Source organism: Gemmatimonadota bacterium, from assembly GCA_041390105.1.
Taxonomy (GTDB): domain Bacteria; phylum Gemmatimonadota; class Gemmatimonadetes; order Longimicrobiales; family Gaopeijiaceae; genus JAGQIF01.
Genome location: JAWKQO010000005.1, coordinates 13,494 through 35,337, shown reverse-complemented (window position 1 = coordinate 35,337; position 21,844 = coordinate 13,494). Strand labels below are relative to the sequence as shown.

Annotated in this window: 17 protein-coding genes and 1 riboswitch; of the genes, 4 read left to right on the top strand and 13 right to left on the bottom strand. The window is 68.9% G+C overall.

The window, feature by feature from the left end:
- Positions 1-71: 71 nt before the first annotated feature.
- Positions 72-2,210: a hypothetical protein gene (locus R3E10_18910; GenBank protein ID MEZ4417833.1), complete on the bottom strand. Its 2,139-nt coding sequence runs from the start codon at positions 2,208-2,210 to the stop codon at positions 72-74.
- A gap of 190 nt (positions 2,211-2,400) precedes the next feature.
- Between R3E10_18910 and R3E10_18905 the strand changes: the two genes are divergently transcribed.
- From R3E10_18905 to R3E10_18895, 3 genes are all read left to right on the top strand, one after another.
- Positions 2,401-3,108, top strand: a complete 708-nt coding sequence (locus R3E10_18905; GenBank protein ID MEZ4417832.1) for a hypothetical protein — start codon at positions 2,401-2,403, stop codon at positions 3,106-3,108.
- Positions 3,109-3,127: 19 nt separating this feature from the next.
- Positions 3,128-4,414, top strand: a complete 1,287-nt coding sequence (locus R3E10_18900) for a molybdopterin molybdotransferase MoeA (GenBank protein ID MEZ4417831.1) — start codon at positions 3,128-3,130, stop codon at positions 4,412-4,414.
- A 71-nt stretch (positions 4,415-4,485) separates the two neighbouring features.
- A complete protein-coding gene (locus tag R3E10_18895) occupies positions 4,486-4,845 on the top strand; it encodes a M23 family metallopeptidase (protein ID MEZ4417830.1) in 360 nt (119 codons plus the stop codon).
- Between the two features lie 22 nt (positions 4,846-4,867).
- Here the strand turns inward: R3E10_18895 and R3E10_18890 are convergent, their stop codons facing one another.
- The 10 genes from R3E10_18890 to R3E10_18845 form a co-directional block, all read right to left on the bottom strand.
- The gene (locus R3E10_18890; GenBank protein ID MEZ4417829.1) at positions 4,868-5,854 is read right to left on the bottom strand and encodes an electron transfer flavoprotein subunit alpha/FixB family protein; all 987 of its coding nucleotides are present in this window, start codon (positions 5,852-5,854) and stop codon (positions 4,868-4,870) included.
- 81 nt (positions 5,855-5,935) lie between these two features.
- Positions 5,936-6,685 carry an electron transfer flavoprotein subunit beta/FixA family protein gene (locus R3E10_18885; protein ID MEZ4417828.1) on the bottom strand — a complete coding sequence of 250 codons (750 nt, stop codon included), beginning with the start codon at positions 6,683-6,685 and terminating at the stop codon, positions 5,936-5,938.
- A gap of 228 nt (positions 6,686-6,913) precedes the next feature.
- Entirely contained in the window at positions 6,914-8,326 is a 1,413-nt protein-coding gene (locus R3E10_18880; protein ID MEZ4417827.1) for a Na+/H+ antiporter NhaC family protein, read from the bottom strand.
- Entirely contained in the window at positions 8,326-8,985 is a 660-nt protein-coding gene (locus R3E10_18875; protein ID MEZ4417826.1) for a DNA-3-methyladenine glycosylase, read from the bottom strand. The genes R3E10_18880 and R3E10_18875 overlap by 1 nt, the downstream gene beginning before the upstream one ends.
- A gap of 67 nt (positions 8,986-9,052) precedes the next feature.
- A complete protein-coding gene (locus R3E10_18870; protein ID MEZ4417825.1) occupies positions 9,053-10,867 on the bottom strand; it encodes an NYN domain-containing protein in 1,815 nt (604 codons plus the stop codon).
- A gap of 95 nt (positions 10,868-10,962) precedes the next feature.
- Entirely contained in the window at positions 10,963-12,573 is a 1,611-nt protein-coding gene (locus R3E10_18865; protein MEZ4417824.1) for a class I adenylate-forming enzyme family protein, read from the bottom strand.
- Positions 12,574-12,642: 69 nt separating this feature from the next.
- Positions 12,643-13,743, bottom strand: coding sequence for a 3-dehydroquinate synthase (gene aroB, locus R3E10_18860; GenBank protein ID MEZ4417823.1), 1,101 nt, complete (start codon positions 13,741-13,743; stop codon positions 12,643-12,645).
- On the bottom strand, positions 13,740-14,924 hold the full coding sequence (locus R3E10_18855) for a DUF6782 family putative metallopeptidase (GenBank protein MEZ4417822.1): 1,185 nt from the start codon (positions 14,922-14,924) through the stop codon (positions 13,740-13,742). Before R3E10_18855 ends, aroB begins: the two co-directional genes overlap by 4 nt.
- Positions 14,918-15,433: a 2-amino-4-hydroxy-6-hydroxymethyldihydropteridine diphosphokinase gene (folK, locus tag R3E10_18850; protein ID MEZ4417821.1), complete on the bottom strand. Its 516-nt coding sequence runs from the start codon at positions 15,431-15,433 to the stop codon at positions 14,918-14,920. The genes R3E10_18855 and folK overlap by 7 nt, the downstream gene beginning before the upstream one ends.
- On the bottom strand, positions 15,430-15,801 hold the full coding sequence (locus R3E10_18845) for a cupin domain-containing protein (protein ID MEZ4417820.1): 372 nt from the start codon (positions 15,799-15,801) through the stop codon (positions 15,430-15,432). The genes folK and R3E10_18845 overlap by 4 nt, the downstream gene beginning before the upstream one ends.
- Before the next feature lie 191 nt (positions 15,802-15,992).
- Here R3E10_18845 and R3E10_18840 point away from each other — a divergent pair, with 191 nt between their 5' ends.
- The gene (locus tag R3E10_18840) at positions 15,993-18,146 is read left to right on the top strand and encodes a PBP1A family penicillin-binding protein (GenBank protein MEZ4417819.1); all 2,154 of its coding nucleotides are present in this window, start codon (positions 15,993-15,995) and stop codon (positions 18,144-18,146) included.
- A 61-nt stretch (positions 18,147-18,207) separates the two neighbouring features.
- On the opposite strand, the gene R3E10_18835 is transcribed toward R3E10_18840, so the two are convergent.
- Both R3E10_18835 and R3E10_18830 read right to left on the bottom strand, forming a co-directional pair.
- On the bottom strand, positions 18,208-20,160 hold the full coding sequence (locus R3E10_18835; GenBank protein ID MEZ4417818.1) for a TonB-dependent receptor: 1,953 nt from the start codon (positions 20,158-20,160) through the stop codon (positions 18,208-18,210).
- A 148-nt stretch (positions 20,161-20,308) separates the two neighbouring features.
- A riboswitch (cobalamin riboswitch) is annotated at positions 20,309-20,446 on the bottom strand.
- A 79-nt stretch (positions 20,447-20,525) separates the two neighbouring features.
- Positions 20,526-21,842 carry a thymidine phosphorylase gene (locus R3E10_18830; protein ID MEZ4417817.1) on the bottom strand — a complete coding sequence of 439 codons (1,317 nt, stop codon included), beginning with the start codon at positions 21,840-21,842 and terminating at the stop codon, positions 20,526-20,528.
- Positions 21,843-21,844: the final 2 nt, after the last annotated feature.

The following is a 21,844-nucleotide window of genomic DNA, read 5'->3' as shown; positions in this document are numbered from 1 at the left end:
ACCCGAGCCCCTGTGAGAGGACAATACGCCAGCAGCGCCCTGAAGATTCAAGGCACGCCGGGAGGCTGGGGTCAGCGCAGCCGCACCAGGCGGAGCTCGATCTCGCCGGACGCCGGGGGAGCACCGTCGACGCCCCCGGCCAGGGTCAACGCCGCTTCCCCGACCAGATCACCCGATAGCACGACATGGGCCAGCGAGGAGGCCCTGAGCGCCAGGGGCGCCCGTGGGCGCGTGCCCTGCAGAACGACCGGAGCGTTCGCCGGTCGCCCTACCTCACCCTCCAGATCGAACCCCGGGTACTGGAACCGCAGGGGGATTCCAGGCAGGTCGTCGCCCTGGAGAGCCACCCCCCAGTCGCCCAGCCGCCCGGCCCACGATCCACCGGTGACCGCCTCGACATTCTCGACCCCTTGCAACGTGGTCCGGGTGAGATCGCCCAGCACCGACGTCCCGAAGCGCTCCGACAGATAGCGCAGCAGAAGCCAGGCTCCGCCTCGTTCCTGGACGGTCCCGGCGCCCTGGGTGATGATCAGACTCACGTCGTGGGGAGCCGCCAGGTAGTCACGCGCCCGCACCAGATTGCCACGCATGAAGCGCTCGCTTCCTGCCGCGTCGCCGTTCGCCGCCAAACGGTCGGCGACCCGGTCCTCGGCCATCACGGCGAGTCCCTCCGAGAGCCAGGTGGATTCCGTGCGACTGGCTCGTCGCTCCAACATGCGCTCGTTGAAGTGGATCAGGTGCTGGAGCTCGTGCGCCAGCACCGCGGGCAACCCTTCGAGGATCTCGGCCCCGGTGATGGGAGGTCCGAAGGCCCCGAGCGAGTCGGGGCGGATGAGATAGAGCACCTCGCCGGCGTTCGACCCCGAGCGACCTGGCAGCAGGTCCGCCCCGAAGAAGAAGCCCCCCACCCGGCCCGACCCTCCCGGCGAGGCGAAGGTATTCACCACCGAGGTCACGAGCAGCGCGACGCGACCGCTGGCATCGAGATCCGGCACCCGACCGTAGAAGGTGCTGTCCACGTCCCAGATCACCCCGTCGAACCACCCGGCCAACTCCCCCCAGGCCGGGTCGGCAGCCGGCAGATCGGCCGCGCCCACCTCCGCGTAGAAGGCTGCGTGCTCACCCACGTAGCGCACCTCCGCCTCCACGGTGGCGAAGTCGCCCGTGGGCCGGAGCACCTGGAAGAGGCGCGTCTGGCCCAGGCTCGGAACCGCGAAGCTGGGAGTCACCGAGGCGGCCGCGCGGGTGCCCAGTGCAGCGCTCTCGAGACCCGAAAGCCAGGCACGCAGCGCTGGCGGGGCGGGCTGGAGGCGCGGCGGCGCAGGTCCAGCTCCGACCAAGGGGAGCACCTTCGCTGGTGCCGCGTTCGGACCCACCGCGCTCTGGGGGAGCGCGATCCCCCGGATCTCGAACGAGGTGGGAGGAGCCACGCTGGCGGCCGCAGAAAGCGCCAGGACCAGGACCTCGTCGCCGGGCTCCAGTCGTACCCGCTGGCAGGTGAGGCCCGGGCTTTCAAGGACGCTGCGATCTTCGCCCAGGCCGAGTCGGGCCGCAGGTGTTCCGTTGCGCACCTCCAGTGGCGTCGCGCCCGATGCCCCCGTCTTCCCGTACACACGCACCTCGACGGGGCCGGGGGGAAGGCACGGTGGAACCTGGACGCGGAGACCGTCCGGGTCCGCGGAGAGCACGCCGGCCCGGAACCCCGAGAACTCGACCCGGCCACCTTCCTTCGACCACAACCAACTCCCGGACAGCGTAACCGCGTCCCCCGCGGTCGCTGGAGACGGAGACACTGCGGTCAGCTGCGGAACGGGGAGGGCCAGGGCCTCGGCCTCGGCACCCGCACCGCCCGCGGCCAGCGAGGCCGCCACCCGATACTCCCCCGCGCCCGGGCCCAGGCGAACCAGCGCGCGCGCACGCCCCTCGCCATCGGTCAGTGCCTCGGTCGGCTCGACGCGCAGGCCGGTACCCGCGATCGGCGCCAGGCGCAACGCCAGTCCCGAGCCGGCCTCCCCGGTGGCCGCGTCACGGACCTCGAACACGATGGGCAGAGGCAGGCTGGTGCCGGGAAGAGCGATCTGCCCGTCTCCCTCCACCACCGCCACTTCCCAACGCCGTTCGGGAGCGCCGGGTCCCCCATCGGTGCACCCCCCCGGCGAGAGGCCGACCAGCGCGGCGAGCAGAGACGCGAGCCTGGGTCGGTGGAACATCAGGGGTCCTGGGGGCCGGCGATTGGGCGAACCTGAAACGCCCGGGGGTGTCTAACGCCCCAATGTCACGGTTCCCTCCTGCGAGCGTCAATCCAACCACGCGAGTCGATTGGCGCCGTGCCAGACCCCGGCTAGCTTCCCGGCTCGCCCTCCAGCGGAAGAGGTCGCCTCACGTGAAAGGAACGTTCGAGTGACGGTTCGTGGCCCGCTCTCCACAGTCGTGCGCGCTGTCCTGGGAGCGCTGCTTCTCGCCTTGTTCCACGCGCCGGCCCGCGCCCAGACGATCGAGTCCCCCTTCTCGTTCATCGACAAGCGGCAGGCGGGAGGGCTTTTCGTGGGATATCGATCCGCGGGCACCGGCCGTTTCGGCTACGGCCCCGGGCCCGGACCGATCTTCGGAGCCGTCTACGATCTCGAGGTCGCCGGCCCGCTCGGGCTCGACGTGGTGACGACGATCAACCCCACCACCCGCGACGTGATCAACCCAGATCTGCCGGAAGGCGCCCGGGTCACGGGATCCGCCGACGTCCTGCTGACTTCGATCGAAGCGCTCTTCCGCTTCTCCCTGACGGGCCGCCGAACCTGGCATGGCCTCAGCCCCCATCTGAGCGCGGGCGGTGGGATGGCCTTCGAGTCGAAGGGTGCGCAGCCCGACGACGAGCGGGTGCTGGTCGACGACCGCTTCTCGTTCGGAAACTCGTTCCTTACCACCATGGGTGGGGGCGTGCGCTGGATCCCGGGCCAGCGCCTCACCTTCCGCACCGACTTCGGCTTCTCTCTCTGGAGACTGGAGACACCACGCGGCTTTGCGGACCCAGACCGTGCCTTCGAGGGGGTGCAAGAGCGGGAGTGGGTGGGCGTGCCGACGGTGCGGGCCATGTTCTCCCTGCGCTTCTGAGCGCTCCGCTGCCGACGGCGTGCACACGGAGGCCCCTTTCGAGTCACGCGCAGCCGACTGGCTGACGTACGAGGAGGCGCGCGCCCGGATCCTGGCCGCTGCCCAGCCGCTGGGCTCGGAGTCCGTGACCCTGGACGAGGCGCTCGACCGCGTGCTGTCCGAGCGCGTGGAGGCCGCCTTTCGCATGCCTCCCTGGGACAACTCGGCGATGGACGGCTTCGCGGTCCGTTCTGCTGATCTACGGCCCGGCGCGGAAGTCGAGCTGACCGTGATCGGCGACGCGCTGGCCGGAGGCGAGGCGCCCCCGTCCGTGGGCGCCGGGCACGCGGTGCGCATCATGACAGGAGCCCCTCTGCCGGTCGGCGCAGACCAGGTGGTCCGCGTCGAGGATACGGAGCAGTCCGGTCAGGTGGTGCGGGTCCGCGCGGATCCCTCCTCCGGCCAGAACATCCGGAGCGGCGGCGAGGATTTCGCCGAGGGAGACACGCTCCTGGAGCCCCACGACGTGGTCACCCCCGCGCGCCTCGGAGTGCTGGCGGCGTCCGGCCGGACGCACCTCGCGGTCCACCGTCGCCCGCGCATCGTGGTGCTGACTGCCGGGGACGAGCTGCTGGCTCCGGGGTCGGTGGCGGCCGTGGCGGAAGGGCGCGGGGTGATCGACTCGAACGGGCCCATGTTGCGCGCTCAAGCGCGATCCTGCGGGGCCTTGGTGGAGTCAACACCCACGCTGCCGGATCGCGCCGACGTGTTGGAAGTGGCGATACGGGAGGCCGCCTCGCGCGCGGATGTGTTGCTGACCGTCGGCGGAGCCTCCGTGGGTGCGCACGATCTCTTCAAGCGCGTGCTCGACGGGCTGGGGTACCGACCGGACTTCTGGCGCATCCGCATGCGCCCCGGCAGTCCGGTCAGCTTCGGCACGTTGACGTACGACGGACGCGTGGTCCCGGTGCTGGGGCTTCCGGGCAACCCCAGCTCCGCCTTCGTCACGTTCGAGCTCTTCGCCCGCCCGTTGCTGCAGCGCCTGGGCGGACGGATCCATATCGGTTTGCGCATGGACCGGGTGCGCGCGGGATCCCGGCTCAGAGGGGCGCAGGGGCTGACGGTGTTCGCGCGGGTACGCATGGAACCCGCCCTCCAAGGCGAATGGGTGGCCCACCCGTCCGGACCACAGGGCTCCGGACTGATCTCCCCGCTGGCGCGCGCGGACGCACTGGCTCTCATTCCACCCACGCCCGGTGAGGTCCCCGCCGGAGCACCCCTCACGGTCCTGTGGCTGAGCGAGCCGGTCGGCGACGGACACGACTAAGCCGCCTCGTGGTCCTGGCCGCGACAGCGAACGCGTCGTGTGTGATCCCGACGTGGCCGGTGCGGTCCACGGTGACGTCTCCATTCGGCCTGCGCTGGAGTGGCGGGCCCGATCTACACCGCGGCGTGGACCTGGAGGCGCCGATGGGAACCCAGGTGCTGGCTATGGCCCACGGTTCAGTGCGCTTTGCGGGTACAATGCGCGGGTACGGAGAGGTCGTCTGGTTGGACCACGGCCGCGAGATCCTGAGCGTCTATGCGCACCTGTCACGCATCGACGTGCGCGTCGGCCAGAGCGTGCGGCGAGGTCAGACCATCGGGCTCAGTGGAGCGAGTGGCGACGTGACGGGCCCCCACCTCCATTTCGAGGTATGGAAGCGCGGGCGCGAGGTCGATCCGGTCGTCTGGCTCGGCGGTTTTCCGGACCCGTGAGGAGGTCCGCGCCACCGGCGTCTCAGCCGGCGCGGAGCTTCTCCACTTCCTGCGTGAGCGCAGGCACGACCTCGAAGAGGTCGCCCACCACTCCATAGTCGGCGACCTGGAAGATCGGCGCGTCCGGGTCCTTGTTGACCGCCACGATGGTGCCGGACGTGCGCATGCCTGCCAGGTGCTGGATAGCGCCGCTGATGCCGATCGCGAAATACAGCTTGGGAGCAACGGTCTTCCCGGTCTGGCCGACCTGTTCGCCGTGGGGACGCCAGCCTGCGTCCACCACCGCACGCGACGCACCGAGTCCTGCTTCGGGGCCCAGCGCTTCGACCAGCTGCTCGAGGAGGGGCCAGCCCTCCGGCCCGCGCATGCCACGGCCGCCCGCCACCACGATGCTCGCTTCCGCGACATCCAGCGCTCCACCCGCGGCGGTCTCGAAGCCCACCACCTTCGCCGTCAACGACTCAGCGGGGAGCTCCGGCGTCCACTGCTCCACCGACGCATCGCCCCCGGTGGACTCGATCGGCACGGAGTTGGGGCGTACGGACACGATGGCGGGCGTGGCCTGCAGGCGCACCCGCTGGAAGGCCTTGCCGGCGTAGACCGGACGCACCACCGAAACCATCCCTCCGTCGACCGAAAGGCCAGTGACGTCCTGGGCCAGCGGCACATCGAGGAGGGCCGCGACGCGGGGAGCCAGGTCCTTTCCGGTGGAGGTCGCTGCGAACACGACCGCAGCGTAACCGCCGTCACGCACGGCCTGGGCCACCACGTGGGCGTATGCCTCGCCGCGGTAGGTGGCAAGCTCCGGATGTTCCGCTACCCGTACCCGGGCTGCCCCGGATTGGCCCACGTTCGCGGCTTCGTTGCCGGCCCCGGCATCGCCCACGACCAGGGCGTGCACATCTCCACCGAGGCCCGCGGCCACCAGGCGCGCTGCGCTGACCACTTCGGCGGCGCTGGAACGCAGCCGGCCGTCCCGCTGCTCGACATACGCCAGAACAGAACTCATCCCTTCCTCGCTTCCATGTTCAGGATTGTCGGGTCCTCGTTGCTGCTCTGACGACAGCGGCGGAGCAGCGCGAATCCCTGCTCAAAGCACCTTGGCTTCTTCGCGGAGCAGGCGGACCAGCTCAGGCACCGCCTCCACACCGTTGCCGACGACGCGCCCCGCGGGGCGCTCCGGGGGCAGGCTCAACTCGTCGACGACGAGGCGCGGACTCAGCGCGGGAGCGGGCTTCTGCTCCAACGGCTTCTTCTTCGCCGCCATGATCCCCTTGAGAGACGGGTAGCGCGGCTCGTAGGGTCCTTTGGTCATGCTCACCACCGCCGGGAAAGGCAGGTCGACCAACTCGGTGCCGCCCTCCACCTCGCGCCGGCACCGGACGCCGCCCTCCACGAGCTCGAACGACGAGACCGCGGTGGCACAGGGTCGCGACAGCAGCGTGGCGACCATGGGCCCCACCTGTTGCTGATCGTCGTCGATGGCCTTTACGCCGAACAACACCAGTTCAGCATCGGACTCCTTCAGCGTGGCGGCCAACGCCTTTGCGGTTTCCAGCCCGTCGGCGACTGGAGTGCCCTCGAGCAGCACGGCTGTATCCGCACCCATGGCGAGGGCCTGGCGCAGGGTCTCGGCGGTGGAGGCGTCACCCAGAGAAAGCACCTGAACCTGCTCGGCGCCTCCCGATTCCTTGAGCCGGAGTGCCGCTTCCAGGGCGAACTCCTCGTAGGGGCCCACCACGAACTTGACGCCGGAGGGATCGAGATCCGTTCCACTGGAGCCCAGGCGGACGCGCGTCTCAGTGTCGGGGACCCGTTTCACGCAGACGACGATCTTCACTCGACCACTCCTTCCTCTGTTGCATCCGGGCGACGGTCCGCACCGCCAAGCCCCGCTCGCTACGCCACTTTCGAGCCGGGGCGGGATTACCCTCGGATGTGGAGCAGGGTCCCCCCGGGGCGTCGGCACGGCCTCGCATCGACCATGGCGGCGCGGCGTTGGTCCCGAGAAGCAGTGCCCGCGTGTGAGCGCGGCGCCGGCCTGTACCGGAACCTGGCCGGGCCCTGGCTACAGGGTGGCTCCGACGAGTGCGAAGCCCACGGCGGCCGCCGCGCCGGCGAGCAACGCGTAGGGCAGCTGCGTGCGCACGTGATCGATGTGATCGGTCGCAGCCGCCATCGACGCGATGATGGTCGTGTCGCTGATCGGGGAGGCGTGGTCCCCGAAGACGCCACCCGACAGGGACGCCGCAACGAAGGGGGCGGCGGGGAGTCCCAGCGTCGCGGCCGCCGGTACCGCGATGGGGAGCATGATCGCGAACGTGCCCCAGCTCGTTCCGGTGGAGAACGCGATGCCGGCGGACACGGCGAACACCAGGGGAAGGAACAGGACGGGGGGAAGCACTCCCGCCGTCACGCTGGCCACGTACGGTCCCGTGCCCAGGGCAGTGGTCACCGACCCCAGCGCCAGCGCGAGTTGCAGGATCAATGCGAGGGGAACGAGCCCCCCCGCCCCCTTCAGGGCAATCCGCATCAACTGGTCCACGGTGAACGCGCGCTGGGCCAGGAGCATGATCCACGACACCGCCAACGCGGTTAGAACGGCCCACAGCACCGACGTGGAACCCGAGCCCTCCTGCAGGCGACCGCCGCCGGTGATCCAGAGCCCCACCGGCATCATGGTCACCATGACGACGATGGGCAGGATCATATTGATGGCCCGAGGCGGGATGCGATCCGTGGCTGGGGGCGCCGTCACGTCCTCGCTTACCATGGGCTGCGCGTTGGGCCAGAGCAACTCGCCGTTCCGGGTTCGCTCCTCGGCGCGCTTCATCGGGCCCAGGTCCAGCTTGAACAGAATGGTCAGGGCAGCCAAGAGCACCGCGAAGAACGCGTAGAAGTTGAACGCGATGGAACGCACGAAGACGCCGAGCGGGTCCTCGACCCCCAGCTCCGTGAGGATGCTCAGGTTGTACGCACCCCATGCGTTCAGCGGGATCAGGATGCAAACGGGTGCAGACGTCGAGTCGATCAAGTAGGCCAGCTTCTCGCGGGAGGCGCGGAAGCGATCGAACAGCGGTCGTGATACGGAGCCCGCAACCAGGACCGTGATGTTGGACTCGATGAAGATGATCAGCCCCACCACCCAGGCCAGCCACTGCGCGCGTGTGGCGTTGTTCACGAACCTGCCCTCTTCCAGGCGATGCACGAAGCCACGCACCCCGCCCGACGACTCCAACGTGCGGATCAACGATCCGATCACCAGCGTGAAGAGGATGACCTTCGCATTGCCCGCGTCGCCCACCACGTCGACGACTCCGTCGATGGCACGCGCCAGCCCGGTTCCGGGATTCCATCCGGAGAGCATGGTCCAACCCAACCAGACGCCGGCCGCCAGAGACAGGTAGACCTGACGGCTCACGATCGCGAGCACGATTGCCAGCACGGGAGGAAGCAGCGCCAGCCATCCAGGTTCGATCATCACCGCTCCAGCGTCTCAGGGGAGGGGTCCACCGCAGAGCCCGCGACCGCCACGGACTCGAGGAGGGCCCTCCGGAAGGAGGTTCCTCGCCGGGGAGGTCGGACCCGCCCACGCGAGACGGACGACTCCCCCCGCACGAAGAATCGCAAGGGCCAGTCGGCCGCCCGCGAGACACCGACCCGGCCCGAGGTACCCACGCAGGAGGCGGGCACCGTCCACCCCTGCAGGAGGCGCAGAGGCGGTGAGCCGAGATCGTGACCGTCCAGGCTACCACGGATGTGCAGAGCTTGGCAAAGCCGGCCGGGACCCGAGCATAGATCGTGGGCCCGCCCTCGGCGAGCTGCCATCCGGTCGAGCCCTTCCAGGGGGTGCAAGGCTCGGATCAGTACGGCGAGTGGTTGCCCGACCGGACCACCGACCACGTTGACGCAATCGTGGATCCCGTGGGAGCGATAGACGTACGCCGTCCCCGCCGGCCCGAACATGGAGTCGTTGCGGCGCGTGCGTCCGATGCGCGCGGCCGCGTGGGAAGCCGGATCGTGGACGCCGATGTAGGCCTCCGTCTCCACCACCACTCCGGCGGTGCGGATGCCATCCACTTCGGAGAGCAACACCGCACCGAGCAACGCGCGAGCCGCCGCGTCGATGGGGCCCCTCAAGACCTCGACTGGAAAGGCCTCGGCGGACGGGCCCCCAGTAGCGCCCGCCCAAGGGATCGGCGGGCGGTTACTCCGCCTCTGCGCCGTTGCCGGCACCGCCATCCTTGCCCGGGACCCTCACGACCTGGCCCTCCAGGAGCGGAGGCGGACCTTCCCGGCCGCGTACGCGCTTCTGGGAACGGGGCGTGAGGCCGCCGGCCTTGGAGCCGGCGGCGACCGGAGCCTCCTCGGTCCGGGTCCGCTCCGCAGGCGGGGCTGCCACCGTCACCGGCTCCTCGCGGGGCGTCGGCGTGACCCGCGGCTCTTCGCGGGGCGTCGGCGTGACCTGCGGTTCCTCGCGGGGCGTCCGGGTGACCTGCGGCTCCTCGGGCGCGAGCAGCGTCGTCACGCTGGCGGAGGGAGCCGCCGCCACGTCCTCTTGAGCCGGCTCGGCCTGATGCCGCTCCGAGGGCTCCTCAGCCTCTCGCTCGTCGTCCCTTCGGCGGGACCCTCCCCTGGCGCGGGACCGAGGTGGAGACGCATCGGTCGCCTCGCCCACATCCCCACCGGACCGTCGGCGCCCCCGCTTGCGCTCCGACCGATCGCTGGACTCGGGCTCCTCCGTTTCCTGGGCGCCACGGCCCCGGCGCCCACCGCGTCCCCGACGCGCGCCGTCCTCGCCCCCATCCTCGGCCTTGCGTCGCTTCTCGCGCGACTCGCCGCCCCCCTGACTGCCTCGTTCGCTGCGCGCGCCGCCCGGCAAGCTCACCTCGAACTGGCCGTTCTCCAGGCGCTCGATCCGTACGATGCGATCCTCGTGGGCCTGCTTCAGGAACTTGCTGAACTTCGGAAAACCCAGCTCGCCTTCATCGAACGACGAACGGAGTTGCAGCAGTCGACGTTTCACGTCGGAGTCACGAGCCGGATGTCGACCGGCCTCGCGCAACTCCTCCATCGCCTCGCGGAGCAGACTGTATGCGCGATCCAGCGTGTCGGGTCGCGCCTCCGTCTCCACGGCCTCGGGCTCCTGCAGCTCCTGTTCGGCCTCCGTAGGCTCTCGCTCGGTGGTAGCCGGCTCTTCGGCGCTGGCGCGCACGGATCGGCGGGTCCGCTTGCCCGCACGCTTCTTCCGCCCAGGCGCCACATCGTACTGGCCGTTGTCGAGCTTCTTCAGGTCGAGCAGACCCTTTCCTGCCGCCTCGGCGAGGAACTTGGAGAACTTGGCGAAGCCGAACTTGCGCTCCTCAAAGCTCGGATCGAGTTCGACCATCACCTGCTTCAGGCGATCGGAGCGCATGACGTCCGAGCGCTCCACCATGCGCTCGACTGCCTTCTCCACCAGCACCCAGGGATCGAAGGCCACGCGCTCGGCGTCGGTGGTCTTGGTCAGGCCGGTGATCGTGCTGTACGAGTAGTACTCGTCGCAGTTTTGCACGAGGATGTCCGAGCTGGACTCCTGCAGCCCGACTCCGATGACGTACTTCCCGTACTCCTTCAGCTTGAGCACGAGACTGGAAAAGTCGCTGTCACCGGAGAGCAGGATGAAGGTGTAGATCTCCGGTCGGATGAAAACCAACTCGAGTGCGTCGATGGCCAGACGGATGTCCGTGGCGTTCTTCTTGGAGCTGCCGTAGGCGGGGGCGAAGATCAGGTCGATCGAGGCCTCCGAGAGCGGCACGATGTACTGCGGGTAGCGCCGCCAGTCGGCGTAGGCGCGTTGCACCGCGACCTTGCCCCGGATGATCTCCGAGTTCAGGAGCGCCTTGAGCTCCCGTGAGAGATCGCTGCGGATCCCCATGGTCACGTTGTCGAAGTCGATCAGGAGCGCCGCGTTGTGTCCCCGATCGGGCACGGCGGTGAGCGAGCCGCCGACGTGCGGGGCTCGATGGAATGGGTTGTTCATGGTCCTTGTAGCTTTCGCAGCGTGTTGTTGATGTGCCGCGAAGCCGCCTCACCCGCCCCACTCCATCCGGAATGTGGGACGTGGTCGAGGGAGCCTCACGCCTCCAAATCGGCGCTCCGGGTCGTGCCGGCAGAAAGCTGCCGGGCGAGTTCCTGGCGCCGTACCTTGCCTGTTCCTGTCAGGGGCAAAGCTTCGAGGAACGTCACCGCGTCTGGGATCTTGTAGGCCGCCAACGTGACGGCACACCAGTCGCGGATCTCCTCCGGCGTGACGATCGCACCTTCCTCCGGCACGACGCACGCATGGATGGCCTCGCCCCGAACCCGGTCCGGAACGCCGACCACGGCCGTCGAATGCACCGCGGGGTGGTCCAGGATACGGGACTCCACCTCCAGGGGGTACACACTCAAGCCGTCGTGAATGATAACGTCCCGACGACGGCCCACCAAATGGAGATAGCCCTCCTCGTCGAGGAGACCGAGGTCCCCGGTGCGGACGAAGCCGTCGGGATCCAGGTGGTCGGCGGTCAGCCTCGGCTGTCGGTAGTAGCCTTTCATCCGTCCGGGACCGCGCACCGCAATCTCCCCGACGCTCTCACCGGGGAGCGGGGTGCCGTCCGGGCCCAGCACCCGCAGCTCGGTCCCCGGCAACGGTCGTCCGACCGTGTGCCGCCGCTTCTCTCCCGGATCTCCGGGGACGGTCATGGTGACCGTGGCGGCGGTCTCCGTGACGGTATAGGCCACCTCGAGTCCCGGGCACAGCTCCGACCGCAGGGCGCCGAGCAGTTCGGCCCCGAGGGCGGCGCCCGAAACCAGACCGGTCCGCAGCGATGAAACCACCCGGGGGCGCCGGCGTTGCTCATCGAGTTCCGCACGGAGCAGCGGGGGCACGCCGTAGTGGACCGTCACGCCGTGCCGCTCGATGAGGTCGAGGGTCTCACCCACCGCCGGGCTCTCCTGCAGAACCATGGCGGCGCCGGCCAGCACGGTCCCCAGGAGACCGGGTCCGATCCCGAACGCGTGGAACAACCCGGTCACTCCGATGACGCGGTCGTAGGCATCCAGCCCCAAGGCTCGAACGGTGGTGGCAGCCACCGCCAACAGGCTCGAATGGGAAAGCTCCACCGCCTTGGCCTTCCCCATCGTGCCCGACGTGTAGAGAAGGGCAAACGTGTGCTCGAGGGGGTCCACCGCCGGCGCGTCGAAATCCCGACCCGCGCCCGCGGACAGCGCGTCCTCGAACTGGAAGATGCGGTCGTCGTACCAGAGGTCCTCCTTGCCCACCGTCACCACGCGGCGCAGGTCGGGGAGACGAGGAAGGAGGTCTTCGAAGAGTTCGAGGTAGTCGACGTCGTCCAGGGTCTCGACCACCACGGCGCAGGCCGCTTGCGATTGTCGCAGCACGAACTGGAGCTCGGGGGCGACGATCCGCGGATTGAGGGGCACGACGATCGCACCCAACTTGGCCACCGCGAACAGCGAGATGACATACTCGGGCCAGGCGGGGAGGACGAGCGCGACGCGGTCCCCGCTGCGTACGCCGAACTCAGCGAGCGAAGCGGCCAGCGCCTCGGCGCGCATCTCCACCTGGCCGTACGTCAGCACGTCGTTCCCGAAGACGAGGAAGGGGTCTTCGGGGCTGCTGGTGGCCCGGCTCGCAAGGGCCGCGGCCACGGTCAAATCAGCGACGCTTTCGAGCAGCGCCATGCGGCTCCCGTGCGGTGGAGTCCAGGGTGGCGACCGGCGCCGGGAGGATAACCCGTGCGAGCGATGCCGTCACCTCTGCACCTGGAGGGTTTCGACCACGCGCTCTTCAGGGACATCGTGCAGCCAGCCCTCCGCGGGGGCCACCATCCCAGGGCGGGCGAGAAGCACATAGCGCGCACGGCCGGCACGGCCCTTCTTGTCGATGCGCGTGCGGGCCACGACCGACTCCGCCGCATACCGAAGGCGCCCATCGATCGGCAGCCCCAGGCGACGGAGCGCACCCGCCAGCCGCTCCGCGGTGCCTGGGTCGGAAACCCCGATCGCTTCACCGAGACGTGCCTCCAAGACCATCCCCTGCGCGACCGCCTCGCCGTGACCCATCCGGTACCCCGAGAGGTGCTCGAGGGCATGGCCGAGGGTATGCCCGAAGTTGAGAATGGCGCGCAGCCCGTGCTCTCGCTCGTCTGCGGACACAACCTCCGCCTTCAGGGCCACCGACTCGGCGACCACAGCGGCCGTCACCTCGGGCTCGGCTGCCAACAGCGCGTCCATCGCATCTTCGATGCGCTCCAGGTGGGCCACGCTACGAATCGCTCCGTGCTTGACCGCTTCGACCAGGCCCTGTGCCCGCAAGCCGACCGGAAGCGTCTCCAGCAATCGCGGATCGATGACCACCGCGGCGGGGGCATGGAACGCCCCGAGCAGGTTCTTGCCCTGCAGGGTGTTGACGCCGGTCTTCCCTCCGACCGACGCGTCGATCATCGCGAGCAGCGTCGTGGGGACCTGCACGACCGGAACCCCACGCATGAGCGTAGCCGCCACGAAGCCGGCGAGATCCCCCGTGACGCCCCCACCGAGCGCGACCACCACGGACCCGCGGTCGTGGTGGTCCGCGAGCAACGATTCGCTCAGCGAGGCCCAGGTCTCGACGCTCTTCGAGGCTTCTCCGGGATCGAACACGTACAGGTCCGACGGGCGCCCCAGGCCGGCCCGCACGGCCGGTGCGTGCAATCCGGCCACCGTGCGATCCGCGATGATGGCAACGCGCCCTTCGGGACGCAGAGAGCCGAGCACGCCGCCGAGCTCCAGCGCTGCACCCGGCTCGATGTGGATCCAGTAGTCGGTGTCCTGCCCCAGCGAGCGAACCTGCACTCCCCGAGGTGGGCTCACCGGGCACCCACTTCGATGCGATGGACCCTCCGAGGACCGACCCACAGAACGGAGAGCGCGCGCCCCCCGACGTCTTCGGACTCGACCGACCATCCCGCTCCGGCCACAGCGGAGACGAAGGCATCGCGGGACTCGGCGTCGTCCCACACCACCGCCCACTCGAGGCCCTCTTCGCTTCCGTCGCGCCACAGCACGAAGCGATCGCCGTCCCACCCGACCGCCCGGCGCCCGGCCTCGGCGCCGAGGTGCTCCTCCAGGAAGATGCGGGTGCCCAGCTGACCAAGCTCATCCGTCAGCCGCGCTTCACCGCTCTCCGCTGCGAGGAAGAGAGAGGTCGGCTGATCCCGTTGGGCGCCCAGGAATCGGGAGGGATCTTCGATCTGCTCCGTCGATTCCGGGAGGTCGGCGCCGAAGGGGGCGGGCCGTGCACCTCGGGCCATCCACAGCGCCTGGACGAAGCCCGCCCCCGCCAGGTAGGGGTAGAGCAACGACTCCTGGATCACGCGTGGCGCCCGGGCCAGGGCGGGATACTGACTGCGGGCCGCTTCCAGCATCGGTCGGATACGATTGGCGAAGTCGGGCACCTGGGAGAGGTCCACCCGGTTACCGCTCATCCCCTCGGCCATGAACTCGAGCATGACAAGGGTGGCGTGCCCCTCGATGGCCGATTGCGCCGCAGTCTGCCGGTCGGACCCGCGTTCCCGCGCCGTGATGGAGTCCAGTGAAGTGGTCTGATCCTGGATGGCATGGACGAGCTCATGCACGAGGATCGTGCGTGTCATCTCTTCCGGCTGCTCCCGCATGACGAACAGCGCCGTGGAATCGGGATCGTAGAACCCCGCCACCTGCTCCAGATGCACATCCAGGAGCAGCGCTCGCAGGTCGACCGGCTGATGGAACAGGCCGAGCAAGCTGTACGCACGGGAGAGGGACTCGGCGCGCTCCGCCGGCAACTCCTCATCGACCTTCACGCGGAGGTAGCGCTCCAGTTCCTCTTTGCTCCGCCACTCGACACGGACCGGCCGCTTGAGGGCCAGGCCCGCCTTGTCGGCCAACTGTGGCAGGAGTTCTCCGGCCATCCGGGCCAAGGCAGGATCCGTCGAATCCACCCAGGTCGTGTCGGCCATGTCTGCGCTTTGCGCGCATCCGGCCAGCAACAGGCCGGCCACCAGGCTCAGCATCGTACCGCCTCCGACCATTCCGGATCGGCGATCCGGTTGCACGGCGTGCGGAGCGCCGGGTCCAGCGCCTCGTAAAGCCGGGATACGGGAAGTCCGGATTCGGGATCGGTCCATGCGGGGGCCACCTCGGCCAAGGGCGCGAGCACGAAGCTGCGCTGCTTCCAGCGGGGATGGGGAATCCGGAGCCCCGCGCTCTCCTCGACGCGAGCGCCCAGCAGGATCAGGTCCACGTCCAGCGTGCGGGGACCCCAGCGCACGCGGCGAACCCGACCCGCTTCGCACTCCAGGTGCCGGATCCAGCGAGCCAGCTCGGGGGGGGGCGCGTCCGTCTCACCCACGACCACAGCGTTGAGGAACGCACCTTGGTCCACGTCCCCGACCGGCTCCGTCTCATACAGAGACGAAACCTGGGCCCCGCGCAGGTGATCCGAGAGCCAGCGGGCCGCGCGCGCGAGCAGCGCGCGCCTGTCCCCCACGTTCGACCCGAGCGCGAACGCGACCTTCGTCAACCCGCCTCCGACGGCACCGCCCGTCCATAGCGATCCTCGAGCCGGACGACGTCGTCCAGATGTGCGGTCGACGCTTCCAGCATCGTGCAGTCCGTGACGGCAACCATCCGGTGCACGGTGTGGGGCCGAACGCGGAAGTTGTCGCCCGTCTCGAGGAGGACCTCTTCGACCTCGCCGCCCACGGGACCGGCGTAGAACCTGAGCACCCCCTCCAGGAGGTAGAGGGTCTCGTCCTTGACCTCATGGTACTGGAGGGAGAGGGCCTCCCCGGCGTTGATCTGCAGGATCTTGCCCACGTACTGGTCCGTTTCGGCCCAGATGAGCTCGTGACCCCACGGCTTCTCGACCCGTCGCGGTCGTCCCTTCATCGCGTCCGTTCCCCTCGTGTTCTTGGCGCAAAGCCGCCGATCTCCGGCAGAGCTACCCATCTGCCCCTGCCTCGGGTCCGGACCTCCGGTGGCCCACCCTGTGTATTGGCTTTAGCTTTGCAGTTTCGGTTCATGTTCGCCTGCCGGGGGCTCCCCCGGCCACCCACGTCCCAGGTCGGGCCTGGTTGGTCATGTGGAAGAAGACGCTCGAGGCCGTCGGAAGCCTCGCTCGCCGCCCCTACGTATGGATGCCTGGTCTCTTCCTGGCCTTTGCGGCCCTGGGAGGAGCCATGGGCTCGTGGCAGAATCTCTGTGCCACCTGCCCCTCCATCGCCCAGATCTACGACTACGAGCCGACCCAGACCAGCAAGGTCTACGCCCGCGGCGGTGAGCTCATCGCCGAGTTCGGCGAGGAGGCCCGCACCCCGGTCCTGATCGCGGATCTCCCACCCTACGTGGCCCAGGCGTTCGTGGCGGTCGAAGACAAGCGCTTCTACACGCATCACGGGCTGGACTACGTCTCACTGCCCCGCGTGGCGTTCGGCGTGCTCACCGGAACATCGGGCCAGCGCGGGGGCGGCAGCACCATCACCCAGCAGCTCGCCCGGAACATGTTCGAGAGCATCGGCTCCGAGCGGCGGGACAAGTGGAAGCTCATTGTCCGCAAGCTGAAGGAAGCGCGGGTGGCCATGCAGCTCGAGGAGGTCTACAGCAAGGACCAGATCCTCGAGGCCTACATCAACCAGATCAACTACGGGCAGAACTGGCTGGGCATCCAGACCGCCGCTCGCAACTACTTCGGCAAGAACGCCTCGGAGCTCACGCCTCCCGAGGCGGCCATGCTCGCGGCCATCCCCAAGAGCCCGACCCGCTACAGCCCACTGAACAACCCCGAGTTCACCATCGATCGCCGCAACGTCGTGCTGCAGCTGATGGCGGATCAGGGCTACCTGCCCGAGGCGGACGTGGAACGCTACAAGCAGGAGCCCGTCCCGACCATGCGAGCCGAGCTGGACAAGGGGATCGCACCCTACTTCGTGGAGTGGGTCCGGGGCCAACTGGACGACCGCTTCGGCGTGCAGCTCTACACGGCGGGACTCAAGATCTACACGACGCTGGACGCCAACATGCAACGGGCCGCCAACCTGACCATGGAACGCGGCTTCGTGGGCGTGGAAGGCCGACCGGGATTCCGTCATCCCCGCTACGCGGAGTATGCCGATTCCTCCTCGCTGGGCGGCTCCAACAGCCCATACCTCCAGGGGGCCTTCATCGCCATGAGTCCGGAGACCGGCGAGGTCTGGGCCTTGATCGGGGGGCGGGACTTCCGTCATTCCAAGTTCAATCGGGCAACCCAGGCCCGCCGCCAGGCCGGGTCGTCGTTCAAGCCCTTTGTCTACACGTCCGCCATCGCCAGCCGCATCCCGGCTTCACACATCATCATCGACGCACCGGTCGTCATCCCGCAGCCCGATACCACCGAGTGGAAGCCCAAGAACTTCACGGACGAGTTCAAAGGGCCCATGACGTTGCGCGAGGGCCTACGCACCTCCACCAACATGATCGCCATCAAGTTGGGCATGGAAGTTGGCCTGGAGACGGTGGCGCAGACCGCGCGACGCATGGGGATTCGCACCGAGGTGGAGCGCTACGAGTCGACCGCCATCGGCGCGGTGGAGGTGGTCCCGCTCCAGATGGCCGAGGCCTATAGCGCGTTCGCTACCCTCGGCACCAAGGCCGTGCCCTTCGGCATCAGCCGGGTGGAGAGCGCGACGGGTGAGGTACTGTGGGAGTTGGAGCCGGAGCGCGCCGAGGTGCTGGACCAGCCCGTTGCGCGCATCATGGTCTCCATGATGGAGGACGCCGTGAACCGGGGGACGGGCACGGCCATCCGCACCACCTCGGGCCTTCCCTACGACGTGCGCGTGGCCGGCAAGACCGGGACCACGAACGACGCCACCAACACCTGGTTCATCGGCTACACGCCCAACCTTCTGGCCCTGGTATGGTTCGGTATGGACCTACCCCAGACCACGCGGCCCAATGCAACGGGCGGCGGAGACGCGGCCCCGGTCTGGGGCGACTTCGCCAAGCTCGTCTACTACGGGAACACGGACCAGGACGCCGATCCCTCGTTCCAACCGATGCTGCCCATTCCTCCGGAGTGGCCGATGGTGGATGGACTGACCACGCGGCTGGTGGACGGGAAGACCGGGAAGCTCGCGTCCCAATGGTGTCCGGAAGAAGACCAGTACACCGAGCTCTACCTTCCCGGCACGGAGCCCACCGAGCTCTGCGACCGCTCCGGCGAGGGTCTGTTCCAACGTCTGCGGATTCCCCGGTAGGAGCTGCTGCAGACTGCGCGGTGCCCGGAGCGGCGGAGCACTCCCCGCCACTCCCTTCCGTTCAGCGACCGCCGGACCAGCGCAATGTTCCCCCGACCTCCAGAGTGCGTCCCGGTGCGGCGAAGCCGAACACTTCTTCGTAGGCCGTGTTCATCAGGTTGCCGGTCCGCAGTACCAGTGCGACTTCGCGTTCCCCTCCCGGCTTCACCACCCAATCGAACGCCGCGTCCAACGTGGCGTAGGCGGCCAGGCTCACCGACTCGGCCGGGAACACAGTGAAGTTCCGATCGGCCCGCTCGCCCACACGCCGGATCGAGAGCTGCGCACCCAACCTCCCGACACGTCCACCCAAGCTGGCCCTCACTTGATCGCGGGGGCGGCGTAGCAGCGGGGCGCCACGCACGAAGGTCGCGCCCGGCCCTTCGTCGAAGCCCGCGTCGATCACCTTGGTGTCGAGCCGGGTCCAGTCGGCGGACAGTGAGACTCCGCGGAGGCGGGCCTCGGCTCCCACCTCGAATCCGTCGGCATCCGCCTTCGCAACGTTGAAGTAGTTGGGCGCGCCCGCCGCCGGCGGAGTGGCCGTGTATTGAATCAGGTCCCGGAAGGACTGACCGAAGAGGGTGCCCTGCAGCCGCAGGCGCTCGTCCAGCAACGTCTGCTCCGCACCGACCTCCCACGACGAGGAACGCTCGGGAGCGAGCTCAGGATTGCCACGGACGAACCCGCTGGCGAAGGTTTCCAAGAAGGTGGGCTCCTTGACCCCCCGTCCCCAGGCGGCCCGCACTCGCACGCGCTCGGAGAGCGGAAGGCTGGCGCTCGCCTGCAGGGAGGTGAAGCCACCGAACCGCTCGTTGTCTTCCTGGCGGATCCCCAGGTTGGCCTGAAGCCTCCCCACTGCGGTGGCGAGGTGCGAGTACACTGCGCGATTCCCCCGTTCATTGGAATCCTGCCCCCCGGACGGCCCGAACTCCGACTCAGAAGCATTGAACGAGCGCACCACCTGCCGCTCCAACTCGGCCCCCAGAGTCCAGCGTGTCCGGGGGGTCAGCCGCCAGCCCCCGCGCACGTCCAGGGCGGTCCGCCGGTACGCATCCAGACTCTGGAAGGCATAGAACCCCAGCGTGTCGGCGGGACCATCCGCCGCGTCCTCCGTCCCTCCTTCGACGCTGTACGCGCTCAGCAGCACCCGAAGGTCCGCCGAGCCGCCCAACGGCCGGGTCCAGCTCGCCGAGAGCGTGCTCTCATCCGCGAAAGTGAACTGATTCCGATCCACCACACTCCCGGCGAAGTCCGTCGGAAAGTGATAGGCACGCTCTCCCAGACGGGCTGTGAGGGTGAGCCGCCCACCCGCTCCCAGTCGCACGTCCGCCTTCCCGTTGAACACCGTGTTGCGGCTTTCATTGTTGAACTCGAGGATTCCCTCGGTTCGGTAGCGCGCCGCGCTCAGCGCATACGACGCGCGCTCACCTCCGCCACTCACGCTCAACGCAGCCGAGCGCGTCCCGTAGTTCCCGGCCCCTACGTCGAGCACGGCACGGGTTTCACCGTGACCGTCTCGGGTGATGATGTGGATGACTCCCGCGATGGCATCGGACCCGTGCAGGGCGCTGGATGGACCACGAACGATCTCGATGCGCTCGATCGCTTCGGTGGTCAGGCCGGAGAAGTCGTACGCGCCCCCAGGCTGATTGACCTGCACACCGTCGACCAGAACCAGCACGTAGTCGCTCTCACCCCCGCGGAAGAATACGGAGGTCACGCTCCCGACCGGTCCGTTCTGGGCGACTGCCAGTCCGGCGACGCCACGCAGTGCATCCACCACGTGGCTCACGCCGCGTGCGCGTAGGTCGTCGCCCTCGAGCACGGAGACATGGTTCCCCAAGGCGGAGAGGGCAACCGGAAAAGGGGAGGCGGTGACGACGAACCCATCGAGGAGGTAGGGTTGGGGCTCCTGTGCCTGGACGGTGGCCGCAACGCCGAAGGTGGCCAGGATGGCCAGAAGAGACGTCCGCATGTGACTCGCTCCGTCCCGCCCGCGCGGGACTCGAGGCCGCAACGCGGACGGCGAGCCGGGCGTGTGCACGGAGCCCGCTCCGCTGCCGACGCCCCACTCGACCTCTGCCCACGAGCGGCCGGGTGACAAGCTGCTACGGTGGGGTCAGGTCTCCTGGCTCGAGGCCGCCCGCCCGGCCTTCCCGGAGCCCAAAGGACTCCAGTGGCGCGCTTGGGGTCGGACGTTCCGGAGCACTGCTCCGGACCTCTCACAGTGGCGGGGCCGCGCCGGGTTCTCACCGGCTTCCGGGATGACCCCCCGCTACGATTCGAGGCCTATCATGACGGGGGCGTCAGCGGCCGTCAACCAGAGGTGGTCCGGCAGCGCTACTCGCCACGAGCCTGGATGCGCTCTCCCAGCAAAGGAAGTAGAGACGGCGCGCCATCGCCGATGTCCAACGCGCTTCGGAGCGCACGCAGACCGCGTTCGGCCCCGTCCGGACCTGCGGCGTGCACCTCCCCAAGGGGCTGCCCGGCTTCCACCACGTCGCCCGCTGCGACGTGAAGCAGGAAGCCCACGCGAGGGTCGATCGTGTCCTCCACGCGCGTACGCCCTCCGCCCATCTCCACCACACCCCATCCCAGTGGCACGGGTCGCAGGTGCCGCACCGTCCCGCTCCGCTCCGCGCGCAACACGCGTCGCTCGGGCGCGAGCGGCAGGCGCTCAGGGGACTCGGCGACGCGCGCGTCGCCGCCCTGAGCCGCGATGAGGGCGCCGAAGCACTGCAAGGCGCGGCCGTCATCCAGGGCGGCACGGCAGCCCGCCCGACCCTCCTCGATCGAAACGAGCCTCCCGCTGGCGACGAGCATCTCCGCACCGAGCTCGATGGAGAGCGCCCGCAGGTCGGGCGGCCCCTTCCCCGAAAGCGTCTCGATCGCCTCCCGCACCTCGAGCCCATTGCCGATGGCACGTCCGAGAGGTCGGTCCATCGCGGTCAATCGCGCCACCGCGTTCAGACCTCGCGCACCGGCCACGTCGACCATCAGGCGGGCGAGCCCCCGGGCTCGCTCCATCTCCGGCAGGAACGCTCCGGCGCCCACCTTGACGTCCAACACGAGAGCGTTGATCCCCTCAGCCAGCTTCTTGCTCAGGATCGACGCGGTCATCAGCCCTTCGGACGGCACGGTTCCGGTCAGGTCCCTCAGGGCGTAGAGACGCTTGTCCAACGGCGCGATCTCGGCGGTCGGTCCGATCATCGCGCACCCCACGTCGGCGAGCACGGCCCGAAACCGGTCGAGCGGCAATGCGGTCCGGAATCCCGGAATGGACTCGAGCTTGTCCAAGGTCCCACCGGTGTGGCCCAGCGCCCTGCCGGACATCATGGGCACGAGTGCGCCCAACGAGGCCACCAGCGGAGCCACCACCAGCGACGCCTTGTCCCCCACGCCACCGGTGGAGTGTTTGTCCACGCGAAACGGGGAGAGGTCCGATAGATCGAGCACGGTGCCTGAGGCGATCATTCGGCTGAGCAGCACGTCGAGCTCACGGGCGCTCAGGCCCCGAAAGACCACGGCCATGAGGAAGGCCGCCATCTGGTAGTCAGGAACCTCTTCACGCTCAAAACCGGTAAGAAACCCGGACAGCTCGTCGGGGGTCAGCTCCCGCCCGTCACGCTTGTGTTCGATGATGCTTTGGGGGATCACGC